Here is an 18,619-nt window from a genome sequence, read left to right on the forward strand (position 1 = left end):
CCGTGGTCGCCTACGGCGCCGAACCCGGCGGCGACTCCGCGGAGAAGCGGAGAAGCTGCGCCTCCTGGCCAGCTGGGTCGCCGAGCAGGAGTCGATGCCCGGCCGAGCGCGGCGCCGCCGCCCCAGTCGCCGGTGTGGTCGCCGAGGGAGGGGAACCGGGCGGTGCGGCCGTCCGGGGCGACGCCCGCGCAGTTGATCCCGGCCCCGCACACCACGGCGACGCCCCACCCCTCGGTGGCGGCCGTGCGCAGCAGCGCGAACGTGTCGTTGCCGACCGTGACGCCCGGCGCGGCGCCGCGGGCCAGCAGCAGCTTCTCCAGCCGCTCCTCCTCGTCCGGCAGGTCGACGTTGGCCATGTAGGCGGCGAGGTGCGCGACGTCGCCGGGGCGGGCGCCCGCGTCGCGCAGCGCGGCGGCGACCACCGCGTCCAGCGCGTCCAGCGCCGCGTCGAGCCCGCCCGCCTGCGGGTGGAACCCGCCGCCGCGCGCGGTGGCGAGCAGCTCCCCGCCGGCGCCCAGCACCGCCGCGTCGGTCTTGCTGTTGCCGCCGTCCACGGCGACGAGCACGCCCGGGGCGCGATGGCCGCCGCGGGCGGCCATCACGCCGCCCACGGCAGGTGCGCGCGGTTGGCGGCGACCAGGTCGCGGGCGAGCCGCTCGGCCGGCTCGCGCTGCCCGACGAGGGGGTGCGCGAGCAGCGCGGCCGCGACCCGGTCGACGCCGCCGCGCAGCGCCGCGTCCAGGGCCAGCTCCTCGTAGCCCGACACGTGCGCGATCAGCCCCGCGAACAGCGGCTCGACGGCCGGGACGGGCAGCGGCACCGCGCCGGACGCGGTGATCCGCGCCGGCACCTCGATGACGGCGCGGTCGTCCAGGAACGGCAGCGTCCCGTGGTTGCGGACGTTGACGACCTGCACGTCGCCGCGCCCGGCCAGCAGCGACACCGCGAGCCGCACCGCGGCCTCGGAGTAGAACGCGCCGCCGCGCTCGGCGAGCCGGGCGGGCTTGGCGTCCAGCTTCGGGTCGGCGTACTGGGCGAGGAGGTCGCGCTCGAGCGCCGCGACCTCCTCGGCCCGCGACCGCGCGCCGCGCTGCTCCTCGACCACGCGGTCGTGGTCGTAGAAGTAGCGCAGGTAGTAGGACGGGACGGCGCCGAGACCGCGCAGGAACGGCGCGGGCAGCCCGGAGATCGCGGCGAGCGCGTCCGGGTGCCGGTCGAGCAGCTCCGGCAGGACCTCCCGCCCGTCCCGCCGCACCGACCGCACCCAGGTGAGGTGGTTCAGCCCGGCGTGGCCGAGGCCGATCCGGCCGGGCTCGACGCCGAGCAGCGCCGCAGCGCGCCGCTGGAACCCGATCGCGACGTTGCACAGCCCGACGGCGCGGTGCCCGGCGTCCAGCAGCGCGCGGGTGACGATGCCGACCGGGTTGGTGAAGTCGATGATCCACGCGTCGGGGGCGCGGGCGGCGACGCGCGCGGCGATGTCCAGCACGACCGGGACGGTGCGCAGCGCCTTGGCCAGGCCGCCGGCGCCGGTCGTCTCCTGCCCGACGCAGCCGCACGCCAGCGGCAGCGTCTCGTCGACGTGCCGGGCGGCCTGCCCGCCGACCCGCAGCTGCAGCAGGACGACCGCCGCGTCCGCCACCGCCGCGTCGAGGTCGCCGGCGGCGGCGACCTCGGCGGTGACGACCCGCGCCGGATGCCCGGCGCGGGCCAGCATCCGCCGCGTGAGGCCGCCGACGAGCTCCAGCCGCCGCGCGTCGGGGTCGGCGAGCACCAGCTCCGACACCGGCAGCGCCGCGTGCGCCACCGCGATCCCCTCGACCAGTTCGGGGGTGTAGGTGGACCCGCCCCCGATGACCGTCAGCTTCAACCCTTCACTCCCGTCAACGTCACACCCTGGATGAACACCCGCTGGGCGAGCATGAACACCACGAGCACCGGCAGGATCGTCAGCAGCGTCGCCGCCATGGTGAGGTTCCACTCCACGTGGTGGGCGGCGCGGAACGTGGCGACGCCGATCGCGAGCGTCCAGTGGTCGGGGTCGGCGTACACCAGCGGCCGGAAGTAGTCGTTCCAGCAGTAGAAGAACTGGAACAGCGCGACCGCCGCCAGTGCCGGCTTCGCCATCGGCAGCACGACCCGCAGCATCGTGCGCAGCTCCCCGCAGCCGTCCACGCGGGCGGCGTCGGCGTACTCGCGGGGGATCGTCACGAGGAACTGGCGCAGCAGGAAGATGGAGAACGCGTCGCCGAACAGCTGCGGGATGATCAGCGGCCACAGCGTGCCGGTGAGCCCGAGCCGCGCCCACACGATGTACAGCGGCACCATGGTGACCTGCGGCGGCAGCATCATCGCCGCGATCACCACGACGAACGCGGCGTTGCGGCCGCGGAACCGGAACCGCGCCAGCGCGTACGCCACCGGGACGCTGGACACCAGCATGAACACCGTCGACAGGGCCGCGTACACGGTGCTGTTGACCGTCCAGCGGACCATGTCGCCGCTGAACACGTCGGCGAAGTTCGCGAGGTGCCAGCCGTCCGGCCACAGGTCGCCGCTGAGCGCCTGCCGGTCGGACATCACCGCGGTCAGCAGCATGAACGCCGGCGGCGCCAGGAACATCACGGCGAGCGCGACGGCGACGGCGTGCACGGCGACCCACTGCAGGACGCGGCGCGCCCGGCCTCCGCGGGTCATCCGGCCTCCTCCCCGGTGAACGCGCGGAACCGGCGCAGCAGGAAGAGCGTGAACACCATCGCGGTGGCGAACATGACCAGCGCGAGCACGCACGCGTAGCCCATGTTGAACTGCCGGAACCCCTGGTCGTAGAGCCACTGCGGGAACGTCAGCGTGGATCCGTCGGGGTAGCCGGGCGCGTACTGGGTGCCGGGCAGGTCGGCGCGCCCGGAGGCGACCTTGCCCGCCACCATCGGCTGGGTGAAGTACTGCAGCGCCTCGATGACGCCGGTGACGGCGGAGAACGCCAGCACGGGGGAGATGGACGGCAGCGTGATGTGCCGGAACCGCGACCAGGCGCCGGCGCCGTCGATGGCGGCGGCCTCGTACAGCGACGCGGGCACGTTCAGCAGCGCCGCCAGCATGATGATCATCACGTCGCCGACCGCCCACAGGGCGAGCAGCGTGAGGCCGGGCTTGGCCCAGGCGGCGTCGTTGAAGAAGTCCGGCAGGGTGAACCCGAGCCGCTCGGTGAGGGCTGGGAAGGGGCCGGTGCCGGGGTTGAGCAGGAACACGAACGCGACCGTGGCCGACACCGGCGGGATCAGGTACGGCAGGTAGAGGACGGCGCGCAGCAGGTTCCCGCCGCGCCTGATCCGGGTGAGGAGCTGGGCGACGCCGAGCCCGAACAGCACCCGCAGGGGGACGAGGACGGCCACAAGCCACAGCGTGTTCCGCATCGCGGTCCACGCCTCCCTGTCGTGCAGCAGGTAGGCGTAGTTGTCGAGGCCGGTGTACTCCAGGGTGAACAGGTCGTAGCGGGTGAAGGAGAAGTAGACGGTGGCGGCGAGCGGGTAGGCGAAGAACAGCCCGAACCCCGCCAGCCAGGGGGACAGGAACGCCAGGACGCGGAGGCGCCGGCGGCGGCGCGCCCGCGCCGCCGCCGTCCCGGTCCGCGCCCCCGGGAGCGGGAGGCGCAGCGAGCCGGGGGCCACGGGTCAGCCCCCGGCGAGCTTGAGGGACCCGTCGACCTCGCCGTCGAGCCGCTTGAGCGCGGCGGGCAGGTCGCGGACCTTGCCGGGCTCCCACTCGTCCTGGACGAACTTCTGGAACCGCACGATGTAGTCGTTGCCGTTCGCCGTCGGCGGGGCCGTGGTGCTGTTGGGGTTCTTGAACACGTCGAGGAACGTGCGGAACTGCTCCGGCAGCCTCAGCTGCGGCGACGACAGCGCCGGGATCGTGGACGGCACGTTGCCGAGCGCGTTGGCGAACGTGACGAGCGCGCCGGTGTCGGTCGTGAGGTACCGCACGAACTCCCAGGCGGCCTGCGCGTGCTCGGCGCCGCGCGGGATGCCGACGACGGTGCCGGTGAGGAACCCGCCGCCGTAGCCGGCGGCGCGGTCGTCGGAGACGGGCGCGGGCGCGGTGCCGTAGTCGAGCCCCGGCGCCTCCTCCTGGATGAACTTGGTGCGCCACTCGCCGTCGACGGCCATCGCGACCTTCCCCTTCTGGAAGGGGTTGGACGACTCGAACTCCTGGCCCATCGAGCGCAGGAACTTCTTGACGTTGTCGTAGCCGTACCAGTCGAGGAGGCTCTTGCTCCACTCCAGGTAGGCGGTGACGGCGGGGTCGGCGGCGAAGTTCGACGTGCCGCCGGGGGTCAGCCACGTCACGCCGAACTGGGGCGCGAGGTGCTGGGTCTGGTGCTCGTAGTACTGGGCGGACGGCATGAACCCGGCGACCTTGATGGTGCCGTCGGGGGCGCGGACGGTGAGCTTCTTGGCCAGCGCGGTCAGCTCGCTCATCGTCTTGGGCGGCTGCTCGCCCTTCATCAGCTTCTTGTTGTAGTAGAGCCCGTAGGCGTCGGCCAGCAGCGGCATCGCGCACCGGACGCCCTTGTACTGGGTGTACTGCTGCACGGCCTTGGGGAACTGGTTCAGGTCCAGCTTGGACTTGGCGATGTAGGGGGCGAGGTTCTGCCAGGCGCCGCTCTGGCACCACTGGCCGACGCTGTCGGTGGTGAAGGACGACACGACGTCGGGCGGGTTGCCGCCGCGGATGGCGTTGGTGATGCGGTCGTCGGTCTGGCCCTTGACGAGTTTGACGGTGATGTTGGGGTGGGCCTTGTTGAAGCCGGCGACGGCGTCCTCGAACGCCTTGACCTCGTGCGGGGCGCTCCAGCCGTGCCAGACCTCGATGGTCTGCTTCGCTTCGGCCCCGGGGCCGCTGGAGGAATCGCCGCCGGCGGTGCAGCCGGCGGCGAGGAACACGGCGGCGAAGGCTGCGGTGAGGCGGCGTGGGATGGTGGTGGGCACTGCGGTCCTCCTTGGGGGTGGGGGAGGGCGTGCGGTACGGGGGGTCAGGGGACGGTGGTGGAGAAGACCTCGTCTCGGGTCTCCGTGAGTGCCTGCTGGAGCGCCCCGGCCAGGACGGGGTTGCCCTCGACGGTGCTGAGCCGCACCCGGGGACGCGGGATCGTCAGGCTGTGCAGGTGCTGTTCGACGCGCGCGCGGAGCGGTTCCCCTCCGGCGCGCAGGACGTCGCCGGTGAGGACGACGAGTGCGGGGTCGATGACGGCCACGACGGTGGCGAGGGTGGCGCCGAGACGGGTCGCGAGTTCGGTGAGGGCGCGTTCCGCGCGCGCGCCCGCGTCGCTGGCGGTGCGCTTGCCGGTGGCGGGGCCCGTCTCGACGTCGGCGGCGGCGCGGCCGAGCGCGGTGGCGGCGTCGCGTCCGCGGAAGCCGTGCTCGCGCATCAGCTTCAGCACGGCGCTGCCGCCGGTGAGGCTGTGCACGCCGCCGGTGTGGGTGCGGCGGACGCCGCGCATCAGCGGGGCGCCCACGGCGGGCATGTAGCCGATCTCGCCGGCGCCGCCGGTCGCGCCGCGGTGCAGCGCGCCGTTGAGCACGACGGCCATGCCGACGCCGTCGGCGACCCACAGCAGCACGAAGTCGCGGGCGCCGCCCGCCTCCGGCGCCGCCTGGCCGCGGGCCTGCTCGGCCAGCGCGGCGAGGTTGACGTCGTTCTCGACGGCCACGGGCACGCCGAGGCCGCGGCCGAGCACGGCGACGAGGTCGGGGATGTGCCAGCCGGGGATGTGCGCGGCGTAGCCGAGCCGCCCGGTGGCGGGGTCGACGGCGCCCTGGATGCCGATGACGGCGCGGGCCAGCGCCGTGCGGGCCAGCCCGGCCGCGGCGGCGGCGCCGTCGAGCGCCTCGGCGGTGCGGGCGACGGCGTCCACGCCGGTGCGCGCGGGGGTGGCGAGGGTGTGCTCGCCGACGACGGTCCCGGCCAGGTCGGCGACGGAGGCCCGGATCCGCGCCGGGGTGACGTCGACGCCGGCGACGTGGGCGGCGGCGCCGTTGATCCGGTACAGCTCGGCGGTGCGGCCGGGCAGGCCCTCCCGGATCCCGTCCCGGACGACGAGTCCGGCCGCCTCCAGCCGGGCGAGCAGCTGCGAGGAGGTCGGCTTGGACAGCCCGGTGAGGTCGGAGATCTGCGGCCGGGTCAGCGGGCCCCGGGCGAGCAGCGCCTCCAGTGCGGCGCGGTCGTTGATGGCCCGCAGCAGGCTGGGGGTCCCCGGGACGGACGGGCTGGGCACGGCGGCTCCTCCGAGTTAAGAAGGTTTCCTAACTTGGAGAGAGAAAGTAAGGACTCTTAACGAAGACGTCAAGACCCCGGCCGGTCCCGGACGGAAGAGAGGGAGGGGCGGGGAGGGGCGGGGAGCGGGGGTGTCAGGGGGCGGTGGCGACGAAGCTGGCGTTGCCGAACCCGACCTCGTCGCCGGGCCGCAGCCGGACCGGGCCGGTCAGCCGCCAGCCGTTCACCCGGGTGCCGTTCATCGACCCGAGGTCGGAGATCATCCAGCCGTCCCCGGCCCGGTAGATCTCGGCGTGGAACCGCGAGACGGTGAGGTCGGTGAGGATGAACTGGCAGGCGGGGGCGCGGCCGACGACGATCCGCTTCAGCTCCGCGGGCGGCAGCATGAACCGCGGCAGCCGCGGCGCCCGCCAGGCCGCCTCGATCCGCGCGGTCACCTGCGACACCGACGACACGAGCCCGGTCAGCCGGTCGATGACGCGGTTCTGCGGGGGGAGGTCGTGCACGATGTCGGCCAGCTCGGCCTGGCTGCGCGCCCGCAGCACCTGGTCGACGCGGCGCTCGAACGTCTCGTCCGACATCCGGCCCTCGGCCACGCGGTCGCTCAGGACGCGCAGGGCCCGGTCCCGCTGCGTGTCGGACGCTCTCACCGGGAATGAGCCCTGACCGTCCATGGCTGTGAGTATCCAGTCCCCATCGTCGGCTGTCCAGAAAGGGCCGTCGGCCCAGGGGGACGGGCGATCGCCCTCACCCGCCCCCCACCTTTTCGATGGCCGGCCCGCCGCGGAAGTTCGCGGCGGGCGCCGTCTTTCCGGTGCCGGACGCGCGGGGTCAGCGCGACAGCAGGTCGCGGGCGATGTGCGTCACCTGGATCTCGTCGGTGCCCGCGTAGATCTGGAACGACTTGGCGTCGCGGGCGAGCTGCTCGACGCGGTACTCGCTCATGTAGCCGTTGCCGCCGAACAGCTGCACCGCCTCCTGCGCGACCTCGCTGGCGGCCTGCGCGGCGTACAGCTTCATCGCGGACGCCTCGGCGAGCGTCATCGGCCGCCCGGCCCGCTGCATCTCGATGTGCCGGAACACCAGGTTCTGGACGTTGAGCCGCGCGACCTCCATCTTGGCCAGCTTCAGCTGGATGAGCTGGAAGTCGCCGATCCGCTGCCCCCACAGCTCGCGGGTCTTGGCGTACTCGACCGACAGCTTCAGGCACTCCTCGATGACGCCGAGCGCCATCGCGGCGACGCCGGCGCGCTCGGTGACGAAGTTCTGCTTGGCCGACTCCTTGCCGCCCTGCGAGCCGGAGGTGAGCAGGCGGTCGGCGCCGGCGCGGACGTCGTTGAGGAACAGCTCGCCGGTGGGGGAGGAGTGCAGGCCCATCTTGCGCAGCGGCTTGCTCTGCTCCAGGCCCTCCATGCCCCGGTCGAGGACGAACGTCAGGATCTCCCGGTCGCGCGCCTCCCGCCCGTCGTCGAGCTTGCAGTAGAAGACGATGGTGTCGGCGTAGGGGCCGTTGGTGATGAAGGTCTTGCTGCCGTTGATGACGTACTCGTCGCCGACCTTCCTGGCGGTGGCCTGCATGCCGCCGAAGGCGTCCGAGCCGGAGTTGGGCTCGGTAATCGCCCAGGCGCCGACCTTCTCCATGGTGAGCAGCGGCAGCGCCCAGCGCTCCTTCTGCTCGGGGGTGCCGCGCTTCATGATCGTCCCGGCGGCGAGGCCGAGCCCGACCCCCATCGCCGACACCAGGCCGGGCGCGACCTTGCACAGCTCGATGACCGGGATCATCGTCATCGCGGCGCTCCCGCCGCCGGGCCGGTCCTCCTCGCCGGACTCCCGCGCCTCGCCCGCACGCTCCTTGGCGATGCGGGCGTGGAAGGACGAGCGCGCCATCTCGTCCATCCCGAACGTCTTGTACAGACCGCGGAGCAGGTCGTAGGGCGGCAGCTCGCCCGACTCCAGCGCGTCCAGGTTGGGCCGGACCTCGGCGTCGATCCAGCCGCGCACCGCGTCCCGGATCATCAGGTCTTCCTCGGACCACTCGATCATGCTCTCGTCCTGCCCCTTCGACTCCTGCCGGTTGCAGGGCCATCCAAGCAGATGAGGCAAGCGAGCGCTTATTCGGGTAGCGCGACCACGTCGGCGAGGACGCCGCCGCCCGCGGTGAGGCGTGCGGGGGCCGGGCTGTCGTAGACGACCAGGACGCGGGTGCCGGGCTCGTCCAGCACGGCGATGCCCTCGGCGTGGTCGTCGCCGTCGCCGTAGGGCAGGTCGCCCAGCGTCTCCAGCTCCTCGGCCGGGACGATCCCGGCGGCGTCCGCGCGGGCCGCGCCACGCCAGCGCACGACCCGCACGGGGCCGTCGAGGTCCATGCTCGGCCCGGTGAGGACGAGGAGGTCGTCGCCGTGCGGGCACAGGTCCCGGATGCCGAGGCCGCCGAGGTCGAGGAAGTGCGTCCGGTACAGGTCCCCGTCGCCGTCTTCGTCCCCGTCGCCGTCGCCGAGGGGCAGCGGGCGCAGCTTGCGCGGGTCGCGGGGGTCGGTGCCGGGGCGGATCTCCACCAGCACCGCCCAGCCGCGCAGCACCGGGCCGCGCAGCCCGATGTAGAGCCGGTCGCCGTGCGCGGCGATGCCCTCGATGTCGATGCCGTTGTCCTTGCTCGGGATGCCCAGGAACGGCGCGAGGTGGGGGTCGTCCTCCAGCAGGTCGGTGAGGGAGTCCTTGTCCAGCCCGAGCACGGCGGCGGTGCGGCCGCCGTCCTCGCGGACGACGGCGGGCAGCCCGTCCTCGCCGGTGACCAGGGGGAGGCGCGCCAGGATGAAGCGGTTGTCCTCGCGGACGACGGTGGCCAGCCGCTTGCGGGCCTTCGCCGCGCTCTGCCCCGGCTTGACCTTCTTGCGCTTGAGGCTGTGCGACCCGATGGCCCACAGCCAGCCGTTGGCCCGCGCCAGGCCCTCGATGTCGGCCTCCTCGTCGGGGCCGGCGGGCAGCGGCACCAGGTCGGCGAGCGCGACCGTGGCCTGCCCGTCGTAGCCGGTCACGCGGCCGTCGCCGTCCAGCACGGCGGTGAGCCGCTCGATGGTGGCGGTCTCGTCGCCCGCCACCCACAGGCAGCGGCCGTCCTGCCGTACGGCGGACAGGTTGGTGTGCGTCCCGGCTTCCCGGCTTTCCGCTCCGAACCGGAGTTCGACCCGGCGTTCCACGATCATGGGCGACATGCTCCCATATCCGGCGGCCCTTCATGCCGGGGAAAAGGGGCCTGAACTGGCCTTCAGCGGTCCCAGCGGACGTCCAGCCGCGGCGGCTTGCGGAACACCAGCCCGTGCGGGCGGGCCGGGCGGCCGGGGTCCAGGCGCAGCCCCGGCAGCCGCCCGAGCAGCGCGCCGAGCGCCGTCCGGGTCTCCAGCCTGGCCAGGTGGGCGCCGAAGCAGAAGTGCGGGCCGTGCGCGAACGCCAGGTGCTCGGCGGCGTTGGCGCGCCGCACGTCGAAGCGGTCGGGGTCGGGGAAGACCGCCGGGTCGCGGTTGGCGGCGGTGATCGACACCCGCACCAGCTCGCCCGCGCGGATCGCCGTCCCGCCGAGTTCGGTGTCGCGGACGGCGTACCGGTCGACGACGGCCGCGGCGGGCTCCAGCCGCAGCGACTCCTCGATCGCCGCGGGGAGCAGGGCCGGGTCGTCCAGGACGAGCCGGAGCTGCACGGGGTGCCCGAGCAGGTGCAGCGCCGCGTTGGCGATCATGCCCTCGGTGGTGTCGATGCCGCCGAACATCAGGATCGCCGCGTTCGCCACGACCTCGGCCGTGGCGAGCCCGGCCTCGTCGCGGGCGGCCTCGGCCAGCAGCGACCCGGGCCGGGACGCGGTGATCGCCTCCTCGACGGCCGCGGTGAGCAGCCGGTACGCCTCGGCCGCGGCCATCGGGGCGGTGCCGCCCGCGGTGATGGCCGACACCGCGTCCACGAACGCCCCGTACCAGGACCGGACGGTCGCCGCGTCCACGCCCTCCAGGCCGAGCGCCTCGGTGACGACCGCGACGGCCAGCGGCCCGGCGAGCGCGCCGCGCAGCTCGGCCCGCCCGTCCGGGGCGAGACCGTCCACCAGCCGGGCCGCCTCGGCCTCGACGAACGCGGTGAACCGCTCGCGGGTCCGCGCCGGGCGGAACGGCCGCGCGAACGGGTCGCGGTGCCGGGTGTGGGCGGGGCCGTCCAGTGACAGCATGCTGGGCCCGACGACCTGCGCGGTGGAGAAGCGCGGGTCGTCCACGGTGAAGGTCGCGGCGTCGCGCAGCACCCGCAGGGCCAGCTCGCGGGAGGTCACCAGCCGGCCGCCCAGGGCGGGGACGAGGGCGACGGGGTCGCGCTCCCGCAGCCGCGCGAGGTGCGGGTAGGGGGCGTCCGCCAGGTCGGCGGCGGTCAGGTCGGCGGCGGCCGGCACGGTGGTCATCCGTCCGAGGATACGGCCCGGCGCTTATGATCTACAACGTAAAGGCGCCGGGTTGGTCGCGCGTCGCGGCACCTCACGCGGTCGCGGCACCTCACGCGGCGGTGGAGCGTTCCCGCCACCACGCCCGGCCCGCCTCGGGCAGGGTGTCGATCGGGTCGTAGTACTCGTAGCGGCGGGTCAGCGCGTCCGGGTCGGACAGCTCCAGGCCGGTGCGGTAGTTCTTCGTCCAGTAGGAGACGCCGCGCTCGCGGTCGTAGTCGGCGAGCTGGTGCACCCACCGCTTGCCGACGTAGGGGACGTCGCAGACGATGCGCGGGGTGGCGAAGCCGGGCAGGTAGCCCATGATCGCGTGCTGCAGCTCCTGCGCCTCCCAGACGGCGAGCCGCCAGTGCTCGCTGTGCGGGATCATGTCGCACATGTACAGGTAGTACGGCATGATCCCGGCCTCGTCGAGCAGCGCGAACGACAGGTCGAGCAGCGCCTCCGGCGTGTCGTTGACGCCCCGCAGCAGCACGCCCTGGTTGCGGACGTCGCGGATGCCGGTGTCGAGCATCGCGCGGGCCGCCCGGGCGACCAGCGGCGTCACCGACTGGGCGGCGTTGACGTGGGTGTGGATCGCGATCTGCACGCCGCGCCGGTGCGCGGTGGCGGCCAGCCGCTCCATGCCGGCGCGGACGTCGTCCTGCAGCCAGTGCTGCGGCAGGCCCATGAGCGCCTTGCTGGCCAGCCGGATGTCGCGGATGCTGTCGATCTCCATCAGGGACGCGACGAACGACTCCAGCCGCGGCCAGGGCATGTTGGCGACGTCGCCGCCGGACACGACCACGTCGCGGACGCCGGGGGTGCGGCGCAGGTAGTCGAGCATCGCGCCGAGCCGGTCCGGCGGCTTGATCGTGAACTTGTGCTTGTCGACGTTCGGCGTGGAGTTGCCGACGAGGTCCATGCGGGTGCAGTGCCCGCAGTACTGCGGGCAGGTCGGCAGGAGCTCGGCCAGCACCTTGGTGGGGTAGCGGTGGGTGAGGCCCTCGACCGCCCACATCTCGGCCTCGTGCAGCGAGTCGCGGGTCGCCAGCGGGTGCGACGGCCAGTCGGTGCGCCGGTCGCTGAACACCGGGAGCATGTAGCGCCGCACGGGGTCGGCGTAGAAGGCGTCGGTGGAGGAGGAGTCCATCGTGTTGAGCATCTGCGGCGGCAGCAGCATCGACATCGTCGCGCGCTCGGCCTGGTCGCGCTCCAGGTCGGCGTAGAACGACTCGTCCAGCCGGTCCCCCATGAGCTGGCGGAGCTGCCGCACGTTCTTCACGCAGTGGGCCCGCTGCCACTGCGCCGACTCCCACTCGTCCTCGGTGACGTCCCGCCAGCCGGGCAGGCGCCGCCAGTCGGGCTCCTCCAGGGGCCGGCGCCGGTAGGCGTACGGCTGGCGTGCGGTCCCGTCGGACGCGCGGGCGCCGGCCGCGGCCGCGTCCGGGTGCAGGGCAGTGGTCATCGTCGACCGCCTCCTAGCCTCACATTGATCGCGCAAAACTCTTGTATGGGCCCGACGTTACGGGAAGACTTTCGTCGAAACTAGTGGTGCCCTGAACATCTTGCGCTACACCGGGCGTTTTCGGAAGAGAGGCGGGACGGCGATGACCGACGGCGGGACGGCCCTCACGGGCGGGGGCACGGGCACGGGCGGCGGCACGGCGGTGGGGCTGCACCGGGTGCTGGAGCCCGCGGGCGTGCTGCCGCAGGCGGCGCACCGCCTCGACACCGACCCGCGGATCCGGCCCGACGAGGTCCGCATCGGCGTCGAGCGGCTCAACCTGGACGCCGCGTCCTACCGGCAGCTGCACACCGCGCACGGCGGCGACCCCGCCGCGATCCGCGCCGAGGTGCTGCGGATCATCGGCGAGCGCGGCAAGATGCACAACCCCGTCACCGGGTCGGGCGGCATGCTCGTCGGCGTCGTCGAGGAGGCAGGCCCGGAGTCGCCGCTCGGCCTGGAGCCCGGCGACCGCGTCGCCACCCTCGTCTCCCTCACCCTCACCCCCCTCGCCGTCACCGACGGCCTCGCCGGCTGGGACGGGCTGTCGGAGCAGGTGCCCGCCCGCGGCCACGCGATCCTGTTCGCCCGCTCCATAGCCGCCGTCCTGCCCGGCGACCTGCCGGTCCCGCTCGCGCTCGCCGTCATGGACGTCTGCGGCGCCCCCGCCCTCACCGCCCGGGTCGTCGCCGCCCGCAGCGCCCCGGCGGTCGCGGTGCTCGGCGCCGCCGGCAAGTCCGGCTGCCTGGCGCTGGCCGCCGCGCGCCGCGCCGGCGCGGCCCGCGTGATCGGGCTCGTGCCCACCGCCGAGGAGGAGGAGCGCCTCACCGCGTCCGGGCTCGCCGACACCGTCGTGCGCGCCGACGCCCGCGACCCCGTCGCCGTCGCCGCCGCCATCGGCGAGCCGGTCGACGTCACCGTCGTGTGCGTGGACGTCCCCGGCTGCGAGCACGGCGCGATCCTCGCCACCGCGTCCGGCGGCACCGTCGTGTTCTTCTCCATGGCGACCTCCTTCCCGGCCGCCGCGCTCGGCGCCGAGGGCCTCGCCGCCGACGTCACGATGCTCATCGGGAACGGGTACGTCCCCGGGCACGCCGAGACCGCCCTTGACCTGGTCCGGACGGAACCGGCGGTGCGCGCGCTGTTCACCTCCCGGACGGGTCCGGATTCGGCACAATGACCGGGAACGCCCCGGCAGCGGCGGGGCTCACCCGATCATCGAGGGAGAGAGAATGGCGAGCATCACCGAGGAGCTGCGCGGGCGCGACCCCAAGGAGCGCCGGGCGCAGATCGTCGACGTCCTGGTCGACGCGTTCTCGGACCTGATGGAGCGCAGCCCCGCCGAGTTCCGCCGCCGCTTCCGCAAGATGGCCTCCGACCCGTTCGCGTTCTACCGGGGCAGCGCCTGCCTGTTCTACGCCGACATCGCCGGCGACGACGACCCGTGGGCCGACGAGCGCACCTCCCGCGTATGGATCCAGGGCGACCTGCACGCCCAGAACTTCGGCACCTACATGAACGACGACGGCGTGTTCGTCTTCGACGTCAACGACTACGACGAGGCCTACGTCGGCCACTTCACCTGGGACGTCAAGCGGCTCGTCGCGAGCCTGGCGCTGCTGGCCTGGCAGAAGGCGATCTCCGACGCCGACATCCGCCGGCTCATCGAGACCTACGTGCGCGCCTACGTCGACCAGGTCCGCAGGTTCGCCGAGCACGAGGGCGACGAGAAGTTCGCGCTGACCCTCGACACCACCGACGGCTACGTCCGGGACGTGCTCGTCGCCGCGATGGGCGGCACCCGCATCGGGCTGCTGGCGGAGATGACGGTCGTCGACGGCGCCGAGCGCCGCTTCAGGGACCGGCCCGGCGTCCGCCGCCTCGGCGACGCCGAGCGCGCCGAGGTCGAGGCCGCCTACCAGGAGTACCTGACCACGATCCCCGCCGAGAAGCGGTTCGGCAGCCTCACCTACCAGGTCAAGGACATCGTCGGCGCGTCCGGGTTCGGCATCGGCTCGGCCGGCCTGTCGGCCTACAACATCCTGGTCGAGGGCAACACCCAGGCGCTGGAGAACGACGTCGTCCTGTCGATGAAGCAGGGCAACGTCGCCGCGCCGAGCCGCGTCGTCCACGACGAGCGCATCCGCGCCTACTTCCAGCACCACGGGCACCGCACCGCCGTGTCGCGCCGCGCGCTGCAGGCCAACAGCGACCCGTGGCTCGGCCACACCCGGATCGGCGGCGTCGGCTACGTCGTGCAGGAGCTGTCCCCCTACGAGGAGGACCTCGACTGGGGCGGCCTCACCGAGCCCGAGGACATGCTCTCGGTGCTGGACGACCTCGGCCGCGCCACCGCCAAGGTGCACTGCGTGTCCGACACCGACTCCGACCACACCCTCGTCGGCTTCCAGGTCGAGGACGCCATCAACGCGGTGATCGGCCCGGACGAGTCGGCGTTCGTCGAGGCGATGGTCGCGTTCGGCACCCGGTACGCCGAGATCGTCCGCGACGACCACACCTACTTCGTCGACGCGTTCCGTTCTCGTCAAGGCCCTTTGGCGCTAGTTTGGGGATCGTGACCACAGACGGACTCGCCCACGCCGCGCTGAAGGCCGGGACGCCGCTGGTTGCTGCGCTGTACTCCCGAGTCAGCAACGACGACCGCGGCGACCAACGGTCCGTAGAAGAGCAAGACGACGAGAACCAGGAGCACTGCGACGCCGCCGGCTGGGAGGTCGGCGAGACGTACTGCGACAACGACAAGTCCGCCTCGTGGTTCGGCCGGAAGGAACGCGAGGACTGGGAACGGCTCCTCAAGGATCTCGCCACGGGCCGGTTCCACATCGTGGTGCTGTGGGAGCCGTCGCGTGGGGACCGCCGCCTGGCCCACTGGATCGGGTTCCTCGACCAGTGCGTCGACCTAGGTGTCCTGATCCACATCACTTCCCACGACCGGACGTACGATCCACGTAAGCGCCGTGATTACAAGACCCTCGCCGAAGAAGGCATGGACAGCCACGACGACTCGGCGAAGACGTCGGAGCGGGTGAGGCGCGACAAGAGGAAAGCCGCGAAGAAGGGGTTGCCGGCCGGGCGGATGCTGTACGGGTACAAGCGGATCTACGAGGTCGCGCCGAACGGGAAACGCAAGCTCGTCAAGGTGGTGTTCGACGAGGAGGAACACGTCACTGTCGACTGCGACGGCAACGAGCACGTGTACACGGCCGCGGGTGTGGTGCGGGAGATCTTCGAGCGGCTGTCGTCGGGGGATTCTCTGCGGGGAATGACCGTGGACCTGAACCGGCGGGGCATCCCCACACCGCGTAAGGGCAAGCACGGCTGGCGGTACGCGACCGTGCGGGGGATCGCAATGAACCCGGCGTATGTGGGGTTGCGGGTGCATCGCGGGCAGGTGCTGGAAGGGGTGCAGGCGGTGTGGGGGCCGCTGGTGCCGCATGAGCAGTTCCAAGCGTGCGTCTCGCGGTTCACGCGGGCTGGGCGGGATGCTCATCGGGTCGGTGCGGTGCGGCGGCTGCTGGCTGGTCTGGCGGTGTGTGGCGTGTGTGGGCGGGTGGTCCGCAGGATGGGCCCGACCGCCAGACCCACGTACGTGTGTGCCCCGGATAACCGGACGGGGTTCGGTTCGACCACGGGCTACTGCGTGTCGAGGCGCGTGGACCATGTGGACGCGTTCGTGGAGCGGAGCATGTTGTTGCGTCTGTCCCGTCCGGATCTGACGGAGCTGCTGCGTCAGGATGAGCGCGCGGATGAGCGGCTGGCCGCGTTGAACCGGGAGGTCGTGGAGAAGGAGACGCTGCTGGACGACGCGCGGGAGCGGGCGGCGAAGTTCACTCTGTCTCTGGACAGCTTGGAGCAGTTGGAGGGTCGGCTGGTCCCGCAGATCGAGGCGGCGCGGCGGAAGATGAAGGAGACGCGGGTGGCTCCGGTGCTGCGTGACTTCGTTGGGGGGACGTTGGAGCAGGTGACGGCGGAGTGGGAACGCCGATCGATCCCGCAGCGCCGGGAGATTATTCAGGCGCTCACGGAGAAGATCGAGATTCTGCCGCTGCATGGGCGGAAGCGGTATGAGCCGGATGAGTCGGTGCGGATTGTGTGGCGGCAGCCGAACAGCCACCAGGACTCCGGTGAGGGTGCGGGCGGGTCAGTGGCGTCTGTGTGACGGGCGCTTGTGCTTGCCGTGCCGGTGCCCGTAGCCGTGCCCTCGGGGCGTGTGGCTGGTGCTGGGGGCGGTGCGGGCCGCGGGGGCGGGGCTGCTGATCGAGGGCGGGTTTTGAGGCACGTCGAGGGGCGTTCCGGCGGTCGGGTCTGTCTGCGGCGGGGCCGGCGCCGGACTGATGGAGGACGCTTCTGGCAGGGGGCTGCCCGTCGGGGCGGGGCTAGTGGACGTGCCTGTCGTGGGGGTGGCGGCGGGGGCCCTGTTCGGCGGGGCGGGGTCGGCGGTTGGTCGGGGGCTGCTGTCGGGGGCTGTGGCCTCGTCCGGCGGCTTGATGGGGGCGAACCGCGGGGCGGCCGGAGCGGTGACGTGCAGGCCCAGCATGTACGGCAGCTCCGGCCGGGCGATCTCACCGCCGAGCTCCCGCACCACCGGCGCCGGCGGCGGGGTGGTGTGCATGGGCGGCACGACGGGGGCGAGCGCGATCCCTACGGCGGTGGCGGACCCTGTGAGGGGCTGGGTGAGGGTGCCGAGGAGCGGCAGCGGGGACAGCGCCGTGAGGCGGCGGCGGACGCGTTCACGGGCACGGCGGAGGGTGGGCGCTGCGCCGGGTGCGCAGATGCGGAGTTCCTGGTCGTTGTGGCGCCAGGTGACCATGCTGATTTCGGGTGGGAGTTGCGGTTGGATGCCGTCGATGGTGGCGGCCTGCATGGCGTTGCGGAGACGGGTGAAGGAGTCGGCTGCGTCGCGTGGCGGTCCGGACTCCCCGGCGGGGGTGCCGATGGTGATGTGGGCTGGTGCGCCGTTGACGGTGATGCGGTGGCGGGAGCCGGGTGCGCCGGTGCGTATGGCGTGGATGTAGGCAACTGGTGCGCCTGAGTGGGCGGCGTCGGCGTCCAAGCGAGTGAGGGCATCCAGGATGCTGATGTCATCGACGCTGATGGACATGCAGGCACACCTCCGCTGTGCGTTGTGCTGCGCGTGTTGCGCAGTTGTGCGCGTGTGCCAGGTCCCCGTAGTGATGAGACGCTACAGGATGGTGTCGGGTTGGCAATGCAGCGTCGGAGTAATGTAGTTGTTACTTCACTATCCGTGTTTTCACGGGGGTGCGGACGGCTGAAACGGAGGCCGTCTCATACCGCTTGTGGTGGATCCTCGATCCCTAGGCGGTGTTCTACCACCTTGCCTAGCGCATGGTAGAGGCGCAGCAGCCCGGCATCGTCGTTGAGGGTGCCGCGGCGTAGCCGGATGAGGAGGATCGCGACCTCCTTCTCCGGGGTGGTCAGGTCTGGGGCGAGCCAGATGTGCCGCTCCCAGGGTTCCAGGTCGGGGAGGCTGACGGTGGGAGGGACTGCCGCCGGCGGGATCGCGGTGTCGTCGGAGGCGGTAGAGGTGATGACGATGACGTTGAGGTCGTCGGGTTCGGCGTACCCGGCGTAGACGAGCATGTCACCGAGGGTGTAGCCGAGGACTTGCCCGATTTTGCGGAGTGCCTCGATGGAGGCGTCGGCGCGGCCGGCGACGATGCGGGACATGCTGGCGCGGGAGATTCCGGCGTCGTCTGCGAGGCGGGTGATGCCGCCGGCGCGTGGTCCTTCGATGGGGTAGCCGCGGCGTGGCATCTCTGTGCGGAGCCAGAGTGCGAGAGGGGTCTCGTCGGCCATGGGGGTCAGCGTAGCTTACGTGCTCGCGCGCAAGCACGTTTCACGGTTGGAACTTCGCAGGTAGATGCCTTGATCGTCGGGTGTTTGTCTTCGAACTGGTGGGCGAACAGTACGGATCGACCAGTGAAAGCACGGGGTTTCTGAAGGATCTTGGCAAGGCTCTTGTTTCGTTGCTGGAACGCAACTAGCCTAGTTGTGTGCTCGCAACGACAGGACAAGGTCCGATGCCCCCGGCGATCAGACTGAAGACTGCCGCGATCAAGGACGCGGCGGAGGCCCGCGGTTGGGCTACCTACAGGGAAATCGCTCAAGGTGTCGGCACCTCCCCGGCAACCGTGTGCCGGCTCCTCCGATCGACGCAGCCCCAGCCGCCGGGGCCCGCGTTCATCGCAGCGGTCCTCCTGAAGTTCCCGGAGAAGACCTTCGAGGACTTCTTCGAGGTCGTCGACTCTGCTGAGGAAGCGGCATGAGCGGCCAGCGCCCCGTGTGGTGGACGCCTGGGATGTCTGACGCGGATGCCCGGATCTGGGCTGCCGCGCAGCGGG

General features: G+C 72.4%; 17 protein-coding genes. 4 read left to right on the plus strand and 13 right to left on the minus strand.

Translation table 11 applies throughout. From position 1 onward, the window contains the following. The 11 genes from AB0K34_RS13425 to AB0K34_RS13475 all read right to left on the minus strand — a co-directional run. A partial coding sequence (locus AB0K34_RS13425; RefSeq protein ID WP_364548101.1) for a BadF/BadG/BcrA/BcrD ATPase family protein occupies positions 1 to 599 on the minus strand: 599 nt, incomplete at its 3' end. Next, positions 599 to 1,870, minus strand: a complete 1,272-nt coding sequence (locus AB0K34_RS13430; RefSeq protein WP_138638687.1) for a 6-phospho-beta-glucosidase — start codon at positions 1,868 to 1,870, stop codon at positions 599 to 601. The genes AB0K34_RS13425 and AB0K34_RS13430, both read right to left, overlap by 1 nt. Continuing rightward, a complete protein-coding gene (locus tag AB0K34_RS13435; RefSeq protein ID WP_138638688.1) occupies positions 1,867 to 2,697 on the minus strand; it encodes a carbohydrate ABC transporter permease in 831 nt (276 codons plus the stop codon). Before AB0K34_RS13435 ends, AB0K34_RS13430 begins: the two co-directional genes overlap by 4 nt. After that, positions 2,694 to 3,671 carry a sugar ABC transporter permease gene (locus AB0K34_RS13440; RefSeq protein ID WP_240808092.1) on the minus strand — a complete coding sequence of 326 codons (978 nt, stop codon included), beginning with the start codon at positions 3,669 to 3,671 and terminating at the stop codon, positions 2,694 to 2,696. The genes AB0K34_RS13435 and AB0K34_RS13440 overlap by 4 nt, the downstream gene beginning before the upstream one ends. A gap of 3 nt (positions 3,672 to 3,674) precedes the next feature. Next, a complete protein-coding gene (locus tag AB0K34_RS13445; RefSeq protein ID WP_364548106.1) occupies positions 3,675 to 4,991 on the minus strand; it encodes an ABC transporter substrate-binding protein in 1,317 nt (438 codons plus the stop codon). 44 nt (positions 4,992 to 5,035) lie between these two features. Then, positions 5,036 to 6,277, minus strand: a complete 1,242-nt coding sequence (locus AB0K34_RS13450) for an ROK family transcriptional regulator (RefSeq protein ID WP_301176301.1) — start codon at positions 6,275 to 6,277, stop codon at positions 5,036 to 5,038. A 133-nt stretch (positions 6,278 to 6,410) separates the two neighbouring features. Then, a complete protein-coding gene (locus tag AB0K34_RS13455) occupies positions 6,411 to 6,926 on the minus strand; it encodes a DUF1707 and FHA domain-containing protein (protein WP_356948770.1) in 516 nt (171 codons plus the stop codon). A gap of 181 nt (positions 6,927 to 7,107) precedes the next feature. Then, positions 7,108 to 8,319 carry an acyl-CoA dehydrogenase family protein gene (locus tag AB0K34_RS13460; RefSeq protein WP_138640190.1) on the minus strand — a complete coding sequence of 404 codons (1,212 nt, stop codon included), beginning with the start codon at positions 8,317 to 8,319 and terminating at the stop codon, positions 7,108 to 7,110. Between the two features lie 68 nt (positions 8,320 to 8,387). Next, on the minus strand, positions 8,388 to 9,479 hold the full coding sequence (locus AB0K34_RS13465) for a DUF3616 domain-containing protein (protein ID WP_138640191.1): 1,092 nt from the start codon (positions 9,477 to 9,479) through the stop codon (positions 8,388 to 8,390). Between the two features lie 62 nt (positions 9,480 to 9,541). Next, positions 9,542 to 10,711, minus strand: coding sequence for a cytochrome P450 (locus AB0K34_RS13470; RefSeq protein ID WP_301176302.1), 1,170 nt, complete (start codon positions 10,709 to 10,711; stop codon positions 9,542 to 9,544). A 91-nt stretch (positions 10,712 to 10,802) separates the two neighbouring features. Beyond that, entirely contained in the window at positions 10,803 to 12,197 is a 1,395-nt protein-coding gene (locus AB0K34_RS13475) for a lysine 2,3-aminomutase (protein WP_138640193.1), read from the minus strand. Between the two features lie 142 nt (positions 12,198 to 12,339). Here AB0K34_RS13475 and AB0K34_RS13480 point away from each other — a divergent pair, with 142 nt between their 5' ends. The 3 genes from AB0K34_RS13480 to AB0K34_RS13490 are packed head-to-tail and all read left to right on the plus strand — an operon-like array spanning position 12,340 to position 16,416. Further along, entirely contained in the window at positions 12,340 to 13,416 is a 1,077-nt protein-coding gene (locus AB0K34_RS13480; protein WP_138640194.1) for a zinc-binding dehydrogenase, read from the plus strand. Positions 13,417 to 13,468: 52 nt separating this feature from the next. Then, positions 13,469 to 14,815 (plus strand): DUF2252 domain-containing protein, encoded by a 1,347-nt coding sequence (locus AB0K34_RS13485; protein WP_364548114.1) that lies wholly within the window; start codon positions 13,469 to 13,471, stop codon positions 14,813 to 14,815. After that, positions 14,812 to 16,416 (plus strand): recombinase family protein, encoded by a 1,605-nt coding sequence (locus AB0K34_RS13490; RefSeq protein ID WP_364548117.1) that lies wholly within the window; start codon positions 14,812 to 14,814, stop codon positions 16,414 to 16,416. The genes AB0K34_RS13485 and AB0K34_RS13490 overlap by 4 nt, the downstream gene beginning before the upstream one ends. On the opposite strand, the gene AB0K34_RS13495 is transcribed toward AB0K34_RS13490, so the two are convergent. Together AB0K34_RS13495 and AB0K34_RS13500 are read right to left on the minus strand one after the other, a co-directional pair. Next, on the minus strand, positions 16,399 to 17,358 hold the full coding sequence (locus AB0K34_RS13495) for a hypothetical protein (RefSeq protein WP_364548120.1): 960 nt from the start codon (positions 17,356 to 17,358) through the stop codon (positions 16,399 to 16,401). The genes AB0K34_RS13490 and AB0K34_RS13495 overlap by 18 nt on opposite strands. A gap of 185 nt (positions 17,359 to 17,543) precedes the next feature. Beyond that, on the minus strand, positions 17,544 to 18,074 hold the full coding sequence (locus AB0K34_RS13500; RefSeq protein WP_364548123.1) for a helix-turn-helix transcriptional regulator: 531 nt from the start codon (positions 18,072 to 18,074) through the stop codon (positions 17,544 to 17,546). A gap of 224 nt (positions 18,075 to 18,298) precedes the next feature. On the opposite strand from AB0K34_RS13500, the gene AB0K34_RS13505 reads away from it, so the two are divergent. Further along, positions 18,299 to 18,544, plus strand: a complete 246-nt coding sequence (locus AB0K34_RS13505) for a hypothetical protein (protein WP_364548126.1) — start codon at positions 18,299 to 18,301, stop codon at positions 18,542 to 18,544. Positions 18,545 to 18,619 lie beyond the last annotated feature (75 nt).

This window comes from Actinomadura sp. NPDC049382, from assembly GCF_040677125.1.
Taxonomy (GTDB): Bacteria; Actinomycetota; Actinomycetes; order Streptosporangiales; family Streptosporangiaceae; genus Spirillospora; species Spirillospora geliboluensis.

What these genes read in the sequence shown, in the direction of transcription:
- AB0K34_RS13435 (WP_138638688.1), bottom strand. Translation starts at nt 2,697, where the DNA reads ATGACCCGCGGAGGCCGGGCGCGCCGCGTCCTGCAGTGGGTCGCCGTG.
- AB0K34_RS13460 (WP_138640190.1), bottom strand. Translation starts at nt 8,319, where the DNA reads ATGATCGAGTGGTCCGAGGAAGACCTGATGATCCGGGACGCGGTGCGC.
- AB0K34_RS13465 (WP_138640191.1), bottom strand. Translation starts at nt 9,479, where the DNA reads ATGATCGTGGAACGCCGGGTCGAACTCCGGTTCGGAGCGGAAAGCCGG.
- AB0K34_RS13470 (WP_301176302.1), bottom strand. Translation starts at nt 10,711, where the DNA reads ATGACCACCGTGCCGGCCGCCGCCGACCTGACCGCCGCCGACCTGGCG.
- AB0K34_RS13475 (WP_138640193.1), bottom strand. Translation starts at nt 12,197, where the DNA reads ATGACCACTGCCCTGCACCCGGACGCGGCCGCGGCCGGCGCCCGCGCG.
- AB0K34_RS13480 (WP_138640194.1), top strand. Translation starts at nt 12,340, where the DNA reads ATGACCGACGGCGGGACGGCCCTCACGGGCGGGGGCACGGGCACGGGC.
- AB0K34_RS13485 (WP_364548114.1), top strand. Translation starts at nt 13,469, where the DNA reads ATGGCGAGCATCACCGAGGAGCTGCGCGGGCGCGACCCCAAGGAGCGC.
- AB0K34_RS13495 (WP_364548120.1), bottom strand. Translation starts at nt 17,358, where the DNA reads ATGTCCATCAGCGTCGATGACATCAGCATCCTGGATGCCCTCACTCGC.
- AB0K34_RS13500 (WP_364548123.1), bottom strand. Translation starts at nt 18,074, where the DNA reads ATGGCCGACGAGACCCCTCTCGCACTCTGGCTCCGCACAGAGATGCCA.
- AB0K34_RS13505 (WP_364548126.1), top strand. Translation starts at nt 18,299, where the DNA reads ATGCCCCCGGCGATCAGACTGAAGACTGCCGCGATCAAGGACGCGGCG.